This window comes from Solwaraspora sp. WMMD1047 (assembly GCF_029626155.1).
Taxonomy (GTDB): domain Bacteria; phylum Actinomycetota; class Actinomycetes; order Mycobacteriales; family Micromonosporaceae; genus WMMD1047.
Map to the genome: position 1 here is coordinate 598,463 of NZ_JARUBL010000001.1, position 17,891 is coordinate 616,353.

Below are 17,891 nucleotides of genomic sequence, written 5' to 3' on the forward strand. Positions count from 1 at the left end.
GGTAGTGCGGCAGTCGGGCGAACTCTACCCGCCGCGGGGGCCGAATCCTACGTATCGATGTCAATAAGTATTGACTCCCGCCTAATTATTCGTCTAACGTATGACGTCTCGCAAAGGTTACAACCATGTAAACCGGCTGCCCCCGGAAGGGAACCTCGTCATGCGACAGACAATGCGCACGGCCTTGCGTACCGCGGCGGCGGCGCTGGTGATCCTGGCCGGCACCGGCCTCGGCGGCTCGCCCGCGCACGCCGCGGACGCGCCGTACGACGTGCTGGTCTTCTCCAAGACCGTCGGCTTCCGGCACGACTCGATCGCGGTGGGCATCCAGACCATCCGGGAACTGGGGGCGGCCAACAGCTTCACGGTGACCGCGACCGAGGACTCGAACCAGTTCAACGCCACCAACCTGGCCCAGTTCGAGGCGGTGGTCTTCCTCAACACCACCGGCGACGTGCTGACCGCCGGCCAGCAGACCGCCTTCGAGAACTACATCCGGTCCGGCGGCGGCTACGTCGGCGTGCACTCGGCCGCCGACACCGAATACGACTGGGCGTTCTACGGCGAGCTGGTCGGGGCGTACTTCGCCTCGCACCCGGCCATCCAGCAGGCCACCGTCCGGGTGGAGAACCGGGCGCACGCGGCGACCGCCGGCCTGAACCCGACCTGGCCGCGGACCGACGAGTGGTACAACTTCCGGACCAACCCCCGGTCGTCGGCCCGGGTGCTGGCCACCCTCGACGAGTCGACCTACTCCGGCGGCACGATGGGCGCCGACCACCCGCACACCTGGTGCAAGACCATGCAGGGCGGCCGCTCCTTCTACACCGGCTCCGGCCACACCCAGGCCAGCTACGCCGAGTCCGGCTTCCGGTCGCTGCTGCTCGGCGGCATCCGGTACGCGGCCAACCGCACCAAGGCCGACTGCCGCCCCGAGACCGGCTACACCACCCTCTACAACGGCGCCACCACCGGTTGGTCGCAGGCCGGGCCCGGCGCCTTCACCAACAGCAACGGCACCCTCACCTCGACCGGCGGGATCGGCCTGTTCTGGTACAGCGCCCGGGAGTTCCGCTCCTACTCACTCAAGTTGGACTGGAACGCCCACGGCGACGACAACTCCGGCGTCTTCCTCGGCTTCCCGGCGAGCAACGATCCCAACTCGGCCATCACCAACGGGTACGAGGTGCAGATCGACGCCACCGACGTGCCGGAACGGACCACCGGATCGGTGTACGGGTTCCAGTCGGCCGACCTCGCCGCCCGGGACGCCGCACTGAACCCGCCCGGCGAGTGGAACACCTACGAACTGCTGGTGGAGGGCGAGCGGCTGCAGGTCTTCCTCAACGGCGTGCGGATCAACGACTTCACCAACACCGACCCGGTCCGGTCGCTCACCTCCGGCCACATCGGCATCCAGAACCACGGCACCGGCGACGACGTGTCGTTCCGCAACATCCGGATCAGGGAGGCGGGCGGCACCGCGCCCCGGGTCGGGCCGATCACCGGCGCCGCCGGCAAGTGCGTCGATGTCAGCGGGGCCAGCTCCGCCGACGGCACCAAGATCCAACTGTGGAGCTGCCACGGCGGCACCAACCAGCAGTGGACGGTGACTGGAAGCACCCTGCGTTCGCTCAACAAATGCATGAGCGTCGCCGGCGGCAGCACCGCGAACGGCGGCCTGGTGCAGCTGGCGACCTGCAACGGCAGCGGCGCACAGAACTGGGCCGCCGGGGCCAACGGCTCGCTGGTCAACTCCCAGTCGGGCCGGTGCCTGGACGCCAACGGCGGCAGCACCGCTGACGGCACCCAACTGATCATCTGGTCCTGCCACGGCGGCACCAACCAACGCTGGACCCTGCCCTGAGCGGTCCGGACAACATCACGCACCCATCGACGAACAGTGGAGGATCGGGATGTCTGACCTGACGCGACGGCAGGTGATGAAGCTCGGGGCGGCGGGCGCGACCGGAGCCGCGCTGGCCTCGACCGGTTGGACGGCGACCGCCCGCGCCGGGTCGGCCGCGCCGGCCGAGGTGCAGGCCGGCGGCGACCTGGCGCTCTGGTACGACGAGCCGGCCGGCGCGGACTGGCTCCGCGCGCTGCCGATCGGCAACGGCCGGCTCGGCGCGATGGTGTTCGGCAACGTCGACACCGAACGGCTGCAGCTCAACGAGGACACCGTCTGGGCCGGTGGCCCGCACGACTACAGCAACCCGCGCGGGGCGGCGGCGCTGGCCGACATCCGGCGGATGGTGTTCGCGAACCAGTGGGGGCCGGCGCAGGACCTGATCAACCAGGCGATGCTCGGCAACCCAGCCGGCCAGCTCGCCTACCAGCCGGTGGGCGACCTCCGACTCACCCTGCCCGGCACGGGCGGGATCTCCGGCTACCAGCGGTGGCTCGACCTGACCACCGCCACCACCGTGGTCACCTACGTGGCGAACAACGTGCGGTACCGGCGGGAGGTCATCGCCAGCGCCGCGGACCAGGTGATCGTCGTACGGCTCACCGCCGAGTCGCCGGGGTCGGTCTCCTTCTCGGCCTCGTTCACCACCCCGCAGCGGGCCTCGGCCGCCAGCCCCGACAGCACGACGATCGCGCTGGACGGCGTCTCCGGCGACTTCCGGGGCATCGCCGGCTCGGTGCGGTTCCTCGCGCTCGCCCGGGCGGTCGCCGACGGCGGCAGCACCAGCAGCTCCGGCGGCACGCTGCGGGTGTCGAACGCCAACAGCGTGACCCTGCTGATCTCGATCGGCACCAGCTACGTCGACTACCGCAACGTCGGCGGCGACTACCAGGGCATCGCCCGGCGACACCTCAACGCCGCCGTCGGCACCGGGTACGCCACCCTGCACAGCCGGCACCTGGCCGACTACCAGCGGCTCTTCGGGCGTACCACATTGGACCTGGGGCGGACCGCGGCGGCCGACCAACCCACCGACGTCCGGATCGCCCAACACAACACCAGCACCGACCCGCAGTTCTCCGCCCTGCTCTTCCAGTACGGCAGGTATCTGCTGATCTCCTCGTCGCGGCCGGGCAGCCAGCCGGCGAACCTGCAGGGCATCTGGAACGACCAGATGAGCCCGTCGTGGGAGTCGAAGTACACGATCAACGCGAACCTGCCGATGAACTACTGGCCGGCCGGCCCGACCAACCTGGCCGAGTGCCACCAGCCGGTCTTCGACATGATCCGGGATCTCACCGTGACCGGTGCCCGGACGGCCAGCCTGCAGTACGGCGCCCGCGGCTGGGTCACCCACCACAACACCGACGGGTGGCGGGGAGCCTCGGTGGTCGACGGGGCGGTGTGGGGGATGTGGCCGACCGGTGGGGCGTGGCTCGCCACCCTGATCTGGGACCACTACCGCTTCACCGGCGACGTCGACCACCTGCGGGCGAACTTCCCGGCGCTCAAGGGTGCCGCGCAGTTCTTCCTCGACACCCTGGTGGAGGAGCCGAGCCAGCGGTGGCTGGTCACCAACCCGTCGAACTCGCCGGAGCTGCCCCACCACCCGAACGTGAGCGTCTGCGCCGGGCCGACGATGGACATGCAGATCCTCCGCGACCTCTTCGACGGCTGCGCCCAGGCCAGCGAGGTGCTGGGCGTGGACGCGGACCTCCGCAGCCAGGTCCGGGCCGCCCGGCAGCGGCTGGCGCCGATGCGGATCGGCTCCCGCGGCAACATCATGGAGTGGCTGCACGACTGGGTGGAGACCGAGCCGAACCACCGGCACATCTCCCACCTGTACGGCCTGCACCCCAGCAACCAGATCACCAGACGGGGTACGCCGGAGCTGTTCACGGCCGCCCGCCGGACCCTGGAGCTGCGCGGTGACGCCGGCACCGGCTGGTCGCTGGCCTGGAAGATCAATTTCTGGGCGCGGATGGAGGAGGGCGGCCGAGCGCACGATCTGATCCGCTTCCTCATCACCCCCGACCGGCTCGCGCCCAACATGTTCGACCTGCATCCGCCGTTCCAGATCGACGGCAACTTCGGCGCCACCGGCGGGATCGCCGAGATGCTGCTGCAGAGCCACAACGGCGAGCTGCACCTGCTGCCCGCGCTGCCGGCGGCCTGGCCGACCGGCAGCGTGACGGGGCTGCGCGGGCGCGGCGGATACACGGTCGGCGCCACCTGGAGCAGCAGCCGGATCGAGCTCGTCGTCACCCCCGACCGGTCCGGCGCGGTCCGGATCCGCAACCGGATCTTCACCGGTGCGTTCGAGCTGCGTGACGAGACCAGCGGCGCCGCGGTCCAGCCGGCGCGGCCGGAGACCGACCTGATCGAGTTCACGGCGCAGGCGGGCCACACCTACCGGGCGGCGGCGGCCCGGACCGGGCCGGTGGAGACCGGCGTGCACTACCGGCTGGTGGCCCAGCACAGCGGCAAGGCCGCCGACATCAACGGCGCGTCGACAGCCGCCGGTGCCGCCCTGATCCAGTGGCCGGCCGGTAGCGGCGCCAACCAGCAGTTCGACTTCGTGCCCACCGACGGCGGCCACTATCGGATCCGGGCCCGGCACAGCGGTCTGGTCCTGCAGGTCGCCGGCAACAGCACCGGTGCCGACATCACCCAGCAGCCCGCCTCCACCGCGACCAGCCAGCAGTGGCGGGTGGTCGATCAGGGCGGTGGCGTGGTCAGCCTGGTCAACCGGCAGAGCGGCCTGGCCATGGACGTGTGGCAGGCCTCCACCGCCGACGGCGCCCGGATCTCCCAGTGGACCGTCACCGGCAGCGCGAATCAGCGGTTCCAGCTCCGGCGCTAGCCGGTCATCGCCCCGTTTTCGAACCACCACACCGAGCAGCTGAGGAGGCTGATGGTGAACCATCGATCCTATCCAGTGGCGGTCGCGATCGCGGCGACGCTCGTCCTCGCCACGGGCGCCGCCGCGCAGGCGCGCGGCCCCGGCGCGGCGGCGGAACCGGCCGGGGCCAGCATCGCGGCACAGCCGGCCGAAGCCGGCGTGCTCGCGGCGACCGCCGGGTGCGGCCGAGCCCCCGGGCTCACCAGCGGCACGCACACGATCCAGAGCGGCGGCAAGAGCCGCTCCTTCATCCTGAGCATCCCCCCGAACTACGACAACAACCGTCCGCACCGGGTGTTCTTCGGCTTCCACTGGTGGGGCGGCACCATGAACGACGTCGCCTCGGGCGGCAGCGACGGCGACGTCTACGCCCACTACGGACTCCGGCGGCTCTCCAACAACAGCGAGATCTTCGTCGCGCCGCAGGGCATCAGCAACGGCTGGGCCAACTCCGGCGGCGAGGACGTCACCTTCGTCGACGACATGATCCGGCGGCTCGACGAGGCGCTCTGCGTCGACACCACGCAGCGCTTCGCGCTGGGCTTCAGCTACGGCGGCTCGATGAGCTACGCGCTGGCGTGTGCCCGGCCGACCGCGATCCGGGCGGTCGCCGTCATCGCGACTCCCGGCCCGATCAGCGGCTGCAACGGCGGCACCCAGCCCGTCGCGTACATGGGTATCCACGGCATCGGGGACAACATCAACGCCGGGCGGGGGATGCGGGACACCTTCGTCCGCAACAACGGCTGCACGCCGCAGAACCCGCCCGAGCCCACGTCGGGCAGCCGGACCCACATCAGCACCGCGTACGCGGGCTGCCGCGCGGGCTACCCGGTGGTCTGGGCCGCCTTCGACGGCGGGCACCAGCAGGGTCCGGTGGACGGCTGCGCCGGTTGCGAGAGCGGCGCCCGGAGCTGGGTGAAGGATGAGGTGTGGCGGTTCTTCACCGGCGGCGAGGCACCACCCCCGCCGCCGCCGTCGACCACGTTCCGGTTGCGCAGCGAGTCCGCCGGCCGCTGCCTGGACGTCAACGGCGCGAACTCGGCAAACGGCAGCGCGATGATCATCTGGGACTGCCACACCAACCCCAACCAGCAGTTCACCCGCAACGGGCAGGCGCTGCAGGTGCTGGGGAAGTGCCTGGACGTGCCGAGCAACGCCACCGCCGGCGCCGCGACCCGGATCTGGGACTGCAACGGTGGCGCCAACCAGCAGTGGAACCTCAACAGCAACGGCACCATCAGTAACGTCCAGAACGGGCTCTGCCTGGACGTCAACGGCGCCGGCACCGCCAACGGCACCGCCGCGATCCTCTGGGGCTGTCACACCGGCGCGAACCAACGCTGGGTTCGAAGCTAACCGGGAAACCCCAAAGGGTACGGGTGCGGACCGAACGGTCCGCACCCGTACCCGTCTTCTTGAACTCAGGCCCGGGACCACCGTTGGTTGGCCCCGCTGTGACAGTTCCAGACCACCACGCCGGTGCCGTTGGCGGTGCCGGCCCCATTGACGTCCAGGCAGAGCCCGGTCTGGACGTTACTGATCGTGCCGTTGCCGTTGAGGGTCCAGCGCTGGTTGGCGCCGCCGTTGCAGTCCCAGATCTGCACCCGGGTGCCGGCCGCCGCGTTCGGCGGCGCGTCCAGGCACTTCCCCATCACCTGCAGCGCCTGCCCGTTCTGGACGAACTGCTGGTTGGCGTTGGAGTGGCAGTCCCAGATCTGCACCTGGGCCCCGTTGGCCGAGTTGGCGCCGCTGACGTCCAGGCAGCGGCCGGACGCCTCGCTGCGCAGCCGGTTGCCGCCCGGGTCGGTCGGCGGCGGCGTGGTCTGACCCGGCGGGGTCGGGGTCGGCTGGCTGCCGCCCTGGAACTGCGCGAAGAACCGCCACACCTCCGCCCTGGTCCAGGTCCGGGCGCCGTCCTCACAGCCGGAGCAGCCGTCCACCGGAGCCGGCCCGTGGCCGCTGTCGTACGCGGCCCACTGCACCGGGTACCCGGCCCGGCACGAGTAGAGAGTGGTGAAGTGCTGCCCGCTGCCCTGCGACGGTTCGCGCGGGCTCTGGGCGGCGCAGCCGTTGTTGCGGACGAAGGTGTCCCGCAGCGACCGGCCCGCGGAGATGTTGAGGACGTTGTCGGAGATGCCGTGCAGGCCGAAGTAGGCGATCGGCTGGGTGCCGCCGCTGCAGCCGCTCAACTGGGCGCCGGAGTAGACCGCGACCGCCCGGAAGACGTTCGCCCGGGCGCAGGCGAGCGCGTAGCTCATGCCGCCCCCGTAGCTGAAGCCCAACGCGAACCGCTGCGTGGTGTCCACACAGAGCGCCTCGTCGATCCGCCGGATCATGTCGTCGACGAAGGTGACGTCCTGACCGCCGGAGTTGGCCCAGCCGTTGCCGATGCCCTGCGGCGCGACCAGGATCGCGGTGTTGTTCGACTGCTCCTGCATCCCGTAGTAGGACCAGACGCTGCCACTGCTGCCGCCCGACGAGACGTCGTTCATGGTGCCGCCCCGCCAGTGGAAGGCGAAGATCAACCGGTACGGATTGTTGTTGTTGTAGTTGGCCGGCACCCGCAGGATGAAGCTGCGGTTCTGGCCGCTGCTCTGGATCGTGTGCGTGCCGCTGTTCAGCCCCGGCGCCCGGCCGCAACCGGCCGTCGCCGCGAGCGGGACGGTGTCGGCGGCCGCGGCGACCAGGCGTACGCCGACCAGGCCGGCGCTGGCGAGGACGACGGTCGCGGCGACGGCGATCAGGCTGCGCCATCGGTGTCTCATGGAGGTGCTCCCATCAGTGGTGGTGGTGTGGCGGTGGTGTGGTTCAGCGGTAGCCGGCGGCCACGATGTTCGCCTGTACCGCGTTCTCGGTGGCGTCGGACGGGTAGCCGGACACCATGGCGCCCTCGTAGAAGGTGCCGGCGCTGAGGTTGGCGCCACCGCCGGGCTTGCAGCAGTCCCCGCCGCTGCCCAGGATGATGGCGCCCTGCTTCTTCATCGGGCTGTAGCCGGGTGGCAGCGCCCCGTCGTAGAGGGTGTAGAGGTTGCCGGACTGGGCGTTGCTGCCCTTGATGGCGAACCGGGTGGATCCGTTGTTCTTGAGGGTTGCGGTGACGAACTTGCTGGTGAACGAGCGCTGGTTGGGATTCCAGGTCTGGCTGCCACCCGGGTAGAGCCCCCACTCCAGGTCGGCCTGGACCCACGGGCCGGTGCCGGAGCAGCCACCAAACCAGCACTGGGTGCTGAAGTTGATGGCGTCCATCGCCCCGGCGGCGTCGGCCGACCGGGTCGTCTCACTGTTGCCGTAGTCGAAGCAGCAGCCGCTGTTGACGTGCGTGCCGCTGGTCACCATGTACATGCCCTCGGGGGCGCTACCGGTCGGCACGCCGGTCAGGTGGCCGTCGCGCCAGTAGCTGTTGCCCGGGTTGATGTAGAGGGAGTACGCCTTGCTCCCCCCGATGGTCAGTGACTCGGAGGTCGCGATCGCCGGGCGGCTCTGGGTCGAGCCGGGGACCACGCTCGACCCCTGGTACCAGAGGTCGTTCCCGCGCCCCGACTGGTCGAAGATGACGGTGATGACGCAGGTGGTGCCGGCGCAGAACGAGTCCTGCGTCGCCGCGTTCGCGGCCCCACCGGCCGCCAGGACCGCGATGTTGCGGGTGGTGTTGTCGGAGGACCGCCGGACCTGGTAGAGGTTGCCGTTGTACGCGCCGTAGAGCGCGCGGACCGTGCTGTGCGCGGCGATGCAGGGCGTGTTGCCCGACGCGTAGATGTCGCAGGTCCCGGCGCCGGCCGGCGGCGGAGAGGCCGTCGGCGGCGTGGTGGGTGGCGGGGTGGTGGGCGTCGTCGACGGCGAGTTCCACTGCTGGTTGGGCTGGCCGTGGCAGCTCCAGAGGATGGTCCGGGTGCCGTTGGCCGTCCCGGCGCCCTCGGCGTCCAGGCAGAGCCCGGACTGGACGCCGGTGATCGCGCCGGCGGCGCTCACGGTCCACTGCTGGTTGGCCTGGCCGTTGCAGTCCCAGATGATCACCGCGGTGCCGTTGCTGGTGCCCTGCCCGTAGGCGTCCAGGCACTTGTTGCCGTACACCATGAGCTGCCGGCTGGCGGTGTAGGTCCAGGTCTGACCGGACCCGCCGGTGCAGTCCCACAGCTGCACCCGGGTGCCGTTGGCGGTGCTGGAACCCGCCACGTCCAGGCAGCGTCCGGAGAGGACGCTGCGGATCGGGGCGGTCTGCCCCGGCTGGATGGTCGCCGCCGCCACCGCGCTGCCGGTGACGAGGACCAGGAGAAGGGCGGCGCCCAGGACAACCAGCCGGTTGTGCCGGCGACGCCGCGGTATCGGATCGGCCATCAGGTACCTCCCGGGGTGGCGGATGGGTCGCTCCGGTGCGCGGTTGCACGCACCGGAGCGACAGGTGCCGGATCGGTCAGGCGGCGGTGAACCGCCACCGCTGGTTGTTGCCGGTGTGGCAGGACCACTGCAGCAGCCGCGCGCCGTCGGTGGTGGCGGCGCCGTTGACGTCCACGCACAGCCCGCTTCCGGTGTTCCGCACCGTGTAGATGCCCGACGTGCTGGTGGCGGCCACCTGGAACTTCTGCGCGTTGCCGTTGTTGCAGGTGGCCTGCTGGAGGAAGGCGCCCTGGGCGGTCGAGCCGCCGGTCACCTCCAGGCACTTGTTGCTGTGCAGCGCCCGGAGGTACACGGCGCCGCCCCCGGCGTCGGTGGCCTGCCACTTCTGGTTGTTGCCGCCGGTGGCCGCCCACTGCACGATCTGGGCGCCGTCGGCGGTGGAGACGCCGCTGACGTCCATCAGCTTGTTGCTGTGCTGGGCGGTGAGGGTCCAGGTCCGGCCGGCGATGCCGCCGGGGTCGGGTGGCGTGCCGACACCGACACCATCGCCGCCGAACCGGACGGAGTCGAGGTCGAACATGCTGCTGCCGGATCCCTTGAACACCAGATACAGCGTGTGCGTGCCGGCCAGGGCCGCGGTGGTCACCGCCGGTGTCGACTGGTAGTTGTCCCAGCCGCCGGTGTTCGGGACCTGCGTCGTCGCCAGCAGCGTGCCGGTCGGTGAGCCGGCGCGCAGCTCGATCGAACCCCCGCTGTTCGGCGAGGAGACCCGGTAGCTGACATTGGTGATGTTCGACAGGCTCATCGGGGTGAACGCCAGCCAGTCGTTGTTGGAGATGTCCCCGACCCGCTTGCCGCTCTCCGCGCCGGCCTGGTCGACGACCCGGGTGCCGGACTGGCTGCTGTAGTACTCCGCCTGCTTGTGCTTGGGCTGGAGAATTATCTGGGCACGGCCGGTGAGGGGCGCCGCACCGCCCGATCCACCGTCATCGGTGTACCGCGCGTTGAGCACGTAGAACAGGTTGGCGCCGTCCGGGTGCCCGCCGAGCAGGTCGGTGGGGATGGTCCCCGAACAGCCGGCGTAGTCGGTCGTCTCGTGCGCGTGGTCGTCGTGCCCGAGGGCCGGGTTCAGGAAGACCTTGCTGCAGTCGATCGGGGCGCCGCCCGGGTCGGAGACGGTGATCTGGTACGAGACCCGGTCGCCGAAGGTGAGCATGCCACCGTTTGCCGGCGTGGTGATGGTGACCACCGGGGCGGTGTTGCCGACGGTGATCTGCACGTTGGCGAAGCCGGTCTTGCCGCCGCTGTCGGTCACCCGTAGCTGCGCCGTGTAGTTGCCGTTGCTGGTGTAGACCTTCGACGGGTTGGCCGCCGTCGAGGTGGTGCCGTCGCCGAACGTCCACTGGTAGCTGAGCGTGTCGCCGGGATCGGGATCGGTCGTACCGGCACTGGAGAACTGCACGGTCAGCGGGGCGTTGCCGCTGGTGGGCGTGCCAGTGGCCCGGACGATCGGGGACCGGCCGCCCTGCACGTAGTCGATCCGGTAGAGGCCGGAGTCGCTGTTGCCGCCACCGAAGTTGGTGCCCCACTCCAGCAGGTAGAGCGAGCCGTCCGGGCCGAACTCGAGGTCCATCGGCTTGTTGAAGCCACCGGCGGGCAGGAACGGGTTGGTGCGGGTGACCGCCGTCGCGGAGTCGAAGTGCACCTCCTTGATGTAGCTGCGTGACCACTCGTAGAAGAAGTGCACGCCGTCGTAGTACGGCGGGAACTTCGTCTGGGACGGGTTGGCGGCGTCGTAGCGGTACACCGGCCCGCCCATCGGCCCGGACCCGCCGGAGCCGAGTTCGGGGAAGGTCGGCGAGGTGCCGTAGCCGTACCACATGTTCGGCGCGACGACCGGCCGGAGGTTGGTCAGGCCGGTGTTGTTCGGCGAGTTGTTGACCGGCGAGTTGCAGTTGAACTTGGCGCCGACGGCGCCGGTGTCTGGGTTGTAGGGCGCGTACGGCTGGTTGTCGCCGTGGCAGAACGGCCAGCCGTAGTTGCCCGGCGACTTGATCACGTTGAGTTCGACGAGCCCTTCCGGCCCCCGGTTGGTGGTCGGTGGGTTCCGGTCCGGTCCGTAGTCGGCCAGGTAGACCCAGCCGTTGGCCGGGTCGATCGAGAAGCGGAACGGGTTGCGGAAGCCCATCGCGTAGATCTCCGGCCGGGTCTGCGCCGTCCCCTGCGGGTAGAGGTTGCCCGACGGGATGCTGTAGCCGCCGCCGGCGGAGGGGCGGATTCGCAGCAGCTTGCCGCGCAGGTCGTTGGTGTTGCCGGCGGTGCGGGCCGAGTCGAGCATGTGCTTGCCCGGGCGCCAGTCCAGCGGAGCGTAGCCCTGCCAGTTGGGGTCGAGGTTCGGCGCGACGTCGTCACCGGTGCCGATGTAGAGGTTGCCGTCCGGCCCGAAGTCGAGGTACCCACCGGTGTGGCCGGGCTCCGGGAAGGTTCGGTCCCGGTACGCCGGGATGTCGATGATGGTGACCCCGCTGGACATGTTCAGCGTGTCGCCGTTCAGCGTGTAGCGGGAGACCCGGTTGACGTCGGTCGAGCTGTTGGCCGGCGAGTGGTACAGGTAGACGTACCCGTTGCTGGCGAAGTTCGGGTCGAGCGCGAGCCCGGTGAGTCCGTCCTCGCCGCCGGTGTAGACACTCAGCGTGCCGGCCGTGACCGTACTGCTGGTGCTCGGCTTGAAGATCTTGACCTGGCCGCCGCGTTGGACGTAGAGCACCCGGCCGTCGGGTGCCACCGCCAGCGACATCGGGTCGACGGTGTTGCTGTCGAGGGTGCGCTTCTCGAAGTTGCTCCAGACGGTGCCGCCGCAGTCGCCGGGTTCGTTGCCGGCGGCCCACTTGACGCCGCCGAGCACGTGGTTGCGGAAGTTGGCCTCGCTGTACGACGCGATCGCGTGGCCCATCGCGGTGGCCCACACCCGGCCGCCGCCGGTGTTGCGGCACCAGGAGATCGGGTGGTCGGGGCCCATCGCCCGGGGACCGGGGTTGTAGGTGCGTTCGTCGGCGGTGACCAGCACGTGGACGTCGCCGCGCGGGTTGCGGTCGAAGTTGTACCACTCCTCGCTGCGGTTCCACCGGTCCGGCAGGCTGGCCGTCGACGGGTGCTTCTTGTCCGCGACGATGGCGGTGCCGGGCAGTACGCCGGGGGAGTGCTCCGGCATGTGGGCGCCGGCGTTGATGGTCTGGTCCCACCACGGGTATTCGTTCTCGATCCCCATGTCCGTGGCGTTGTGGACGGCGACGATGCCCTTGCCGCTGGCGAGGTAGCCCTCCACCGTCTGCCGTTGGGCCGTCGAGGTCCACACCATCCCCGAGGTCTGGAACATGATGAGGACGTCGAAGGTGGCGAGGTTGGCCGCGGTGAAGACGGACGAGTCCTCGGAGTGGACGACTTCGAAGTTGTTGGCGGCGGCCTGTTCCTGGAACATCGCGATACCGGCGGGGATCGAGTCGTGCCGGTAGCCGGTGGTCTTGGTGAACAGCAGAGCGCGGAAGGCCGGGGCCGCCGACGCGGGCGGGACGACGACCGCGAGCGACAGCAACAGGCCCGCGATAGTGCCGATGATCAATGTTTTGCGACGCATGCCGTCTCCTCTTTCGGCGGGCAACGAGGCTGCGACCACGGGCACGGGACGACTCACCTCGGTGTCGAACCGTGCCGAGGTGTGCCGATGGCGTGCACGTGTGCCGGTCAGATCGTCATGCCGTCCGCCGCGACGGGCAGTCAGGTCCGCGGGGCTGTGACACAGAGATTTATCTGATGTACCTGGCCCGTGGTCTGCTCGGTCAGCATGCGTGTGACATCGCAAAAAGTCAATATGTTGTTACGGGGACGTGCTGATGGAATCGGTTCGAAGGCGCCCGCTGCCAGGGTTGCAAGCGGTTGATCAGGGGCGGAGCGGGTGGGCGGCGGCGGTCGATCCATCGTGGGCGCGACGGGATTGCAGTGATACATCTGATCATTTACCCTCCTCAGTGCGAAGCTCCTTCGCGCTCGGCAAGGTCCGTGACTACCCTCCGTAGGGATCCCCTATGCCCGCCTCTTCGCCGTCCCCGCTGCTCGCACTCCGGGGCATCGGCAAGTCGTTCCTCGGTGTGCGGGTTCTCGACGCCATCGACCTCGACGTGTCGCCCGGTGAGGTGCACGCCGTCGTCGGTGAGAACGGCGCCGGCAAGTCGACCCTCATGAAGATCGCGTCCGGGGTGTACGCGCCCGACGAGGGCACGGTCGAATTCGCCGGCACGCCGCGAAGCTTCCACGGCCCGCGCGACGCCCAACGGGTCGGCATCGGCATGGTGCACCAGGAGTTCAACCTGCTGCCCGAGCGGACGGTGGCCGAGAACGTCTACCTCGGCCACGAGCCGGTCCGCCGCGGGCTCGTCGACCGGCGCACGATGCTCGACCGCACGGAGGAGCACCTCGCCGCCATCGGCGAAGCCGCGATCCCGGCAGACGCTCCTGTGGGGCAGCTCGGCGTCGCGCAGCAGCAGGTCGTCGAGATCGTCAAGGCACTCGCCCTCGACGCGCGGCTGCTCATCATGGACGAACCGACCGCCGCCCTCGCCGGCCACGAGGTCGAACAGCTCTACGCACTGGTCCGGCGGCTGCAGCAGCGGCTGATCGGCGTGCTCTACGTATCGCACCGGCTCCGCGAGGTCTTCGACCTGGCAGGCCGGATCACCGTGCTCAAGGACGGCCGCCGGGTGACCACGCTGCCGACCGCGGACACCAACCCGGAGCAGCTGGTCCGGCACATGGTCGGCCGGGAACTGTCCAGCTACTATCCCGATCGGGCCGACCCCGACGAGATCGGGCCGGTCCGGCTCACCGTCCGCGACGGCGGGAACCGGAAACTGCGCGGTGTCGACCTCAAGCTGCGCGCCGGTGAGGTGGTCGGGATCGGCGGGTTGCAGGGCTCCGGCCGGTCGGCGCTGGCCCGCGCGCTGATCGGGGTCGCGCCGCTGCGCACCGGCGAGGTCACCGTCGACGGGGTACCGGTCCGGCTGCGCTCACCGCGTGCCGCGATCCGGCTCGGCATCGCGTACGTCACCGAGGACCGCAAGGGCGAGGGCATCGTCGCCCGGCAGTCGGTGCTGGACAACGCGTTGCTGGCCGGCCGCGCCGTCGGGTCGGGCTGGACCGGCCGCCGCAACCGCACCATCCGGGTCCACGACCTGCTCGCCGCGGTCCAGGTGCGGTCGGCCGGCGAGGACCAGGAGATCCGCTTCCTGTCCGGCGGCAACCAGCAGAAGGTGGTGCTGGCCCGGTGGCTCGCCGTGGACCCCAAGGTGCTGCTCTTCGACGAGCCGACCCGGGGCATCGACGTGGGCGCCAAGTCGGCGATCCACGGGTTGGTCCGCCGCCTCGCCCGCGAGGGCGCGGCGGTGCTGATGATCTCCTCCGAGCTGCCGGAGCTGCTCGGCATGAGCGACCGGATCGTCGTCATGCGCGACGGCCGGACCGTCGGGGAGCTGCCCGCCGGTGCGACCGAGGAGGAGGTCCTCGCGCTGGCGTTGGGCACCGACCCGGTGGCGGCGGCATGACGCTCTCCGTGCCGCTGTCGGCCCGGCGCACCCCGCCGGGCGTCTTCGCCGCCCTGGCCGCCACCCTGGCGGTCGGCTGGCTGGTCGTCACGATCGACGGTGGGCAGCTGTTCAACCTCTCGACGACGGTGAGCCTGCTGCACGTCGCCACCGGGCTCGGCCTCGTCGCGATCGGCCAGACCCTGGTCATCCTCGGCGGCTCGCTCGACCTCTCCGTGGCGTACGTGGTCAGCCTCAGCACCCTCGTCGCGGCCGAGACGATGGCCGGCAGCGACGGCGCGCTGCTGCCGGGAATCGGCCTGGCGCTCGCGGTGAGCGCCGCGATCGGACTGCTCAACGGGCTGCTGGTCACCACCGCGCGGATGAACGCGTTCATCGCCACCGTGGGCGTCGGGCTGCTGCTGAAGGGATATCTCGACAACGGCTACGACGGCCCGACGGGCGAGACCGCGCCGGCGCTGGTCCGCAGCCTCGGCTATCAGCGCCTCGGCCCGATCCCGGTGTCGTTCCTGCTGCTGCTCGCCGTCGCCGCCGCCGTCTGGATCGCCCTCGCCCGCACCCGCTTCGGCCACCACCTGGTCGCCGTCGGCGGCGACCCCGACGTGGCCCGGCTCTCCGGGGTACGCAACCACCGGGTGCTGGTCACCGCCCACGTGCTCTGCTCGCTCTGCGCCGGCCTCGCCGGGATCTACCTCGCCAGCCGGCTCGGCTCGGGCGCCCCCCGGGTCGGCACCGAAGGGCTCTACGACCTGGAGTCGATCGCCGCGGTGGTCCTCGGCGGCACCGCGCTGGCCGGCGGCCGCGGCGGCGTCGCCGGCACCATCGGCGGCGTGCTGCTGCTGGCCAGCATCGACGCCATCTTCAACCAGCTCGAAGTGGACGCCTTCTTCAAACAGGTGATCCGCGGCCTGATCATCATCGTGGCGGTCGCCCTCTACGCCCGCCGGGTCATGCGGAAGGCGGCGTCCCGGTGATGCGACTCGCCGAGCGTCGGCCGTTCTCGCCGCTGCGGGTCCGCTCCGGCAGCGTGCTGCCGATCGTGGTGATCCTCGCGGTGCTGGTGGTCCTGATCGCCTTCCGGCAGCCCGAGTTCCTCGCCCCGCCGTCGCTGATGTCCTTCCTCGGCCGGTCGGCGCCGATCATCCTGCTCGCCGCCGGACAGTACTTCGTGATCGTCTCCGGCGAGTTCGACCTCTCCGTCGGCTCGCTCGTCACCGCGCAGGTCGTCGTCGCGGCCCGGCTCATCGACAGCGAGCCGTCGCGCACCTGGCCGGTGGTCGCGCTGCTGCTCGCGGGCGGTGCGATCGTCGGGCTGGTCAACGGCCTGGTCACCACCCGGCTGCGGGTGCCCTCGTTCATCACCACCCTGGGCATGTACCTGATCCTCGTCGGGGCGGTGTACTACTGGTCCGACGGCGCCCCCAAGGGCGGGCTCTCCGAGGAGTTCCGGCGGTTCGGCCGGCGGGCCGTCGAGGACGTTCCCGGCCTGGGACGCATCCCGTACGCGTTGCTCATCCTGCTGGCCGTGGCCGGCCTGGCGGTGCTGCTGTCCCGCTCCGACTTCGGCCGGACCCTGGTCGCCGTCGGCGACAACCCGCGTACCGCCGAGCTGAGCGGGGTGCGGGTGTGGCGGGCCAAGACCACCGCGTTCGTGCTCAGCGGCCTCGCCGCCGCGCTCGCCGCGATCCTGCTCGGCGGATACAGCGGCGTGTCGTTCCAGGCCGGCGTCGGGCTGGAGTTCGGCGCCATCACCGCGGTGGTGCTCGGCGGCGTCGCCCTGGGCGGCGGCCGCGGTTCGGTGATCGGCGCAATGCTCGGCGCTCTGACCCTGGAGACGCTCTTCGCCCTCATGAACTTCTACGGCGTCTCCGGCGCTCTCAAGTCGACCGTCCAGGGAGCGATCATCCTGCTCGCCGTGGCGGTCTCGTCCGCGCGTTCCTCGTCCAGATAAGGGAGACCACATGAGACGTCAGACAGCGGTCGTGGCGGTCGGCGCCATGCTGATGCTGGCCGGCTGCGCCACCGACGAACCGACCCCCACCGCGTCGAGCACCGCCTCCGAGGCGGCCGGGTCGGGTACCGGGGAGCAGTCGAAGTTCTTCGTGCAGGCCGACTACGACAACGAGCTCGCGCTGCTCAACGTCACCCCGACCGGGCCGGCTGACAAGCCGTGGGAGCAGGTGCTCAACCCGACGATGGTGTCGACCGCGAAGTTCAAGAAGCCCGGCCCGTACAAGATCTGCTTCTCCAACGCCGGGTTGAACAACCCGTGGCGCCAGGTCGGCTACAAGACCATGCAGGCCGAGGTGGAGGTGCACCGCGAGCACATCCGGGAGTTCGTGCACGTCGACGCCGAGGGTAAGGACCAGAAGCAGATCGCGGACATCAACGACCTGCTCGGCAAGGACTGCGACGCGCTGATCGTCTCGCCGAACACCACCGCCACGCTCACCCCGGCCGTCGAGGCGGCCTGCCAGCAGGGGCTGCCGGTCATCGTCTTCGACCGCGGCGTCCAGACCACCTGCCCGGTGACCTTCATCAACCCGATCGGCGGCTACGGCTTCGGCCACGTCGCGGCCGAGTTCGTCAGCCAGCGGATGAAGCCGGGCGGCAAGGTGCTCGCGCTGCGCATCCTGCCCGGCGTGGACGTGCTGGAGACCCGGTGGTCCGCCGCGAAGTTGGCCTTCGACAAGGCCGGGGTCGAGGTGGTCGGGGTCGAGTTCACCGACGGCGATCCGGCCAAGACGAAGAAGATCGTCGACGACTACCTGCAGCGGTACGGCACCATCGACGGCGTCTGGATGGACGCCGGGGCGGTCGCGGTGGCGGCGGTCGAGGCGTTCCAGGACGCCGGCCAGCCGGTGCCGCCGATCAACGGCGAGGACCAGCTGGACTTCCTGAAGCTGTGGAAGGAGCAGAACCTCACCGCGATCGCGCCCACCTATCCGACCTACCAGTGGCGGACCCCGGTGATCGCGGCGCTGAAGGTGCTGGGCGGCGAGGAGGTCTCCAACCCGTGGAAGCTGCCGCAGCCCACGATCACCGCCGAGAACCTGGACACCTTCCTCGACGCGGACATGCCGCCGCTGCACTACGCCATGTGCGGCTGCACCGACCTACCCGGCTATCCGCAACGCTGGAAGTAGGT

The 17,891-nt window shown here is 70.3% G+C and carries 10 protein-coding genes; 7 read left to right on the top strand and 3 right to left on the bottom strand.

Annotation, left to right across the window (positions count from 1 at the left end):
* Positions 1-160 precede the first annotated feature (160 nt).
* The 3 genes from O7627_RS02745 to O7627_RS02755 are packed head-to-tail and all read left to right on the top strand — an operon-like array spanning position 161 to position 6,170.
* Positions 161-1,867: a ThuA domain-containing protein gene (locus O7627_RS02745; RefSeq protein ID WP_278091927.1), complete on the top strand. Its 1,707-nt coding sequence runs from the start codon at positions 161-163 to the stop codon at positions 1,865-1,867.
* Positions 1,868-1,916: 49 nt separating this feature from the next.
* Positions 1,917-4,772, top strand: coding sequence for a glycoside hydrolase N-terminal domain-containing protein (locus O7627_RS02750; protein WP_278091928.1), 2,856 nt, complete (start codon positions 1,917-1,919; stop codon positions 4,770-4,772).
* 51 nt (positions 4,773-4,823) lie between these two features.
* The gene (locus O7627_RS02755; RefSeq protein ID WP_278091929.1) at positions 4,824-6,170 is read left to right on the top strand and encodes an RICIN domain-containing protein; all 1,347 of its coding nucleotides are present in this window, start codon (positions 4,824-4,826) and stop codon (positions 6,168-6,170) included.
* A 65-nt stretch (positions 6,171-6,235) separates the two neighbouring features.
* On the opposite strand, the gene O7627_RS02760 is transcribed toward O7627_RS02755, so the two are convergent.
* From O7627_RS02760 to O7627_RS02770, 3 genes are all read right to left on the bottom strand, one after another.
* Positions 6,236-7,579 carry an RICIN domain-containing protein gene (locus tag O7627_RS02760; protein ID WP_278091930.1) on the bottom strand — a complete coding sequence of 448 codons (1,344 nt, stop codon included), beginning with the start codon at positions 7,577-7,579 and terminating at the stop codon, positions 6,236-6,238.
* A 43-nt stretch (positions 7,580-7,622) separates the two neighbouring features.
* A complete protein-coding gene (locus O7627_RS02765) occupies positions 7,623-9,149 on the bottom strand; it encodes an arabinofuranosidase catalytic domain-containing protein (RefSeq protein ID WP_278091931.1) in 1,527 nt (508 codons plus the stop codon).
* Between the two features lie 76 nt (positions 9,150-9,225).
* Positions 9,226-12,783, bottom strand: a complete 3,558-nt coding sequence (locus tag O7627_RS02770; RefSeq protein ID WP_278091932.1) for a ThuA domain-containing protein — start codon at positions 12,781-12,783, stop codon at positions 9,226-9,228.
* Between the two features lie 448 nt (positions 12,784-13,231).
* Between O7627_RS02770 and O7627_RS02775 the strand changes: the two genes are divergently transcribed.
* Genes O7627_RS02775 through O7627_RS02790 form a run of 4 tightly spaced genes read left to right on the top strand, consistent with a single transcriptional unit; the run spans position 13,232 to position 17,889 of the window.
* Positions 13,232-14,743 (top strand): sugar ABC transporter ATP-binding protein, encoded by a 1,512-nt coding sequence (locus tag O7627_RS02775; RefSeq protein WP_278091933.1) that lies wholly within the window; start codon positions 13,232-13,234, stop codon positions 14,741-14,743.
* Entirely contained in the window at positions 14,740-15,717 is a 978-nt protein-coding gene (locus O7627_RS02780) for an ABC transporter permease (RefSeq protein ID WP_278091934.1), read from the top strand. The genes O7627_RS02775 and O7627_RS02780 overlap by 4 nt, the downstream gene beginning before the upstream one ends.
* Positions 15,717-16,694 carry an ABC transporter permease gene (locus O7627_RS02785; protein WP_278098127.1) on the top strand — a complete coding sequence of 326 codons (978 nt, stop codon included), beginning with the start codon at positions 15,717-15,719 and terminating at the stop codon, positions 16,692-16,694. Before O7627_RS02780 ends, O7627_RS02785 begins: the two co-directional genes overlap by 1 nt.
* A 10-nt stretch (positions 16,695-16,704) precedes the next feature.
* Positions 16,705-17,889, top strand: a complete 1,185-nt coding sequence (locus tag O7627_RS02790) for an ABC transporter substrate-binding protein (RefSeq protein WP_278091935.1) — start codon at positions 16,705-16,707, stop codon at positions 17,887-17,889.
* Positions 17,890-17,891 lie beyond the last annotated feature (2 nt).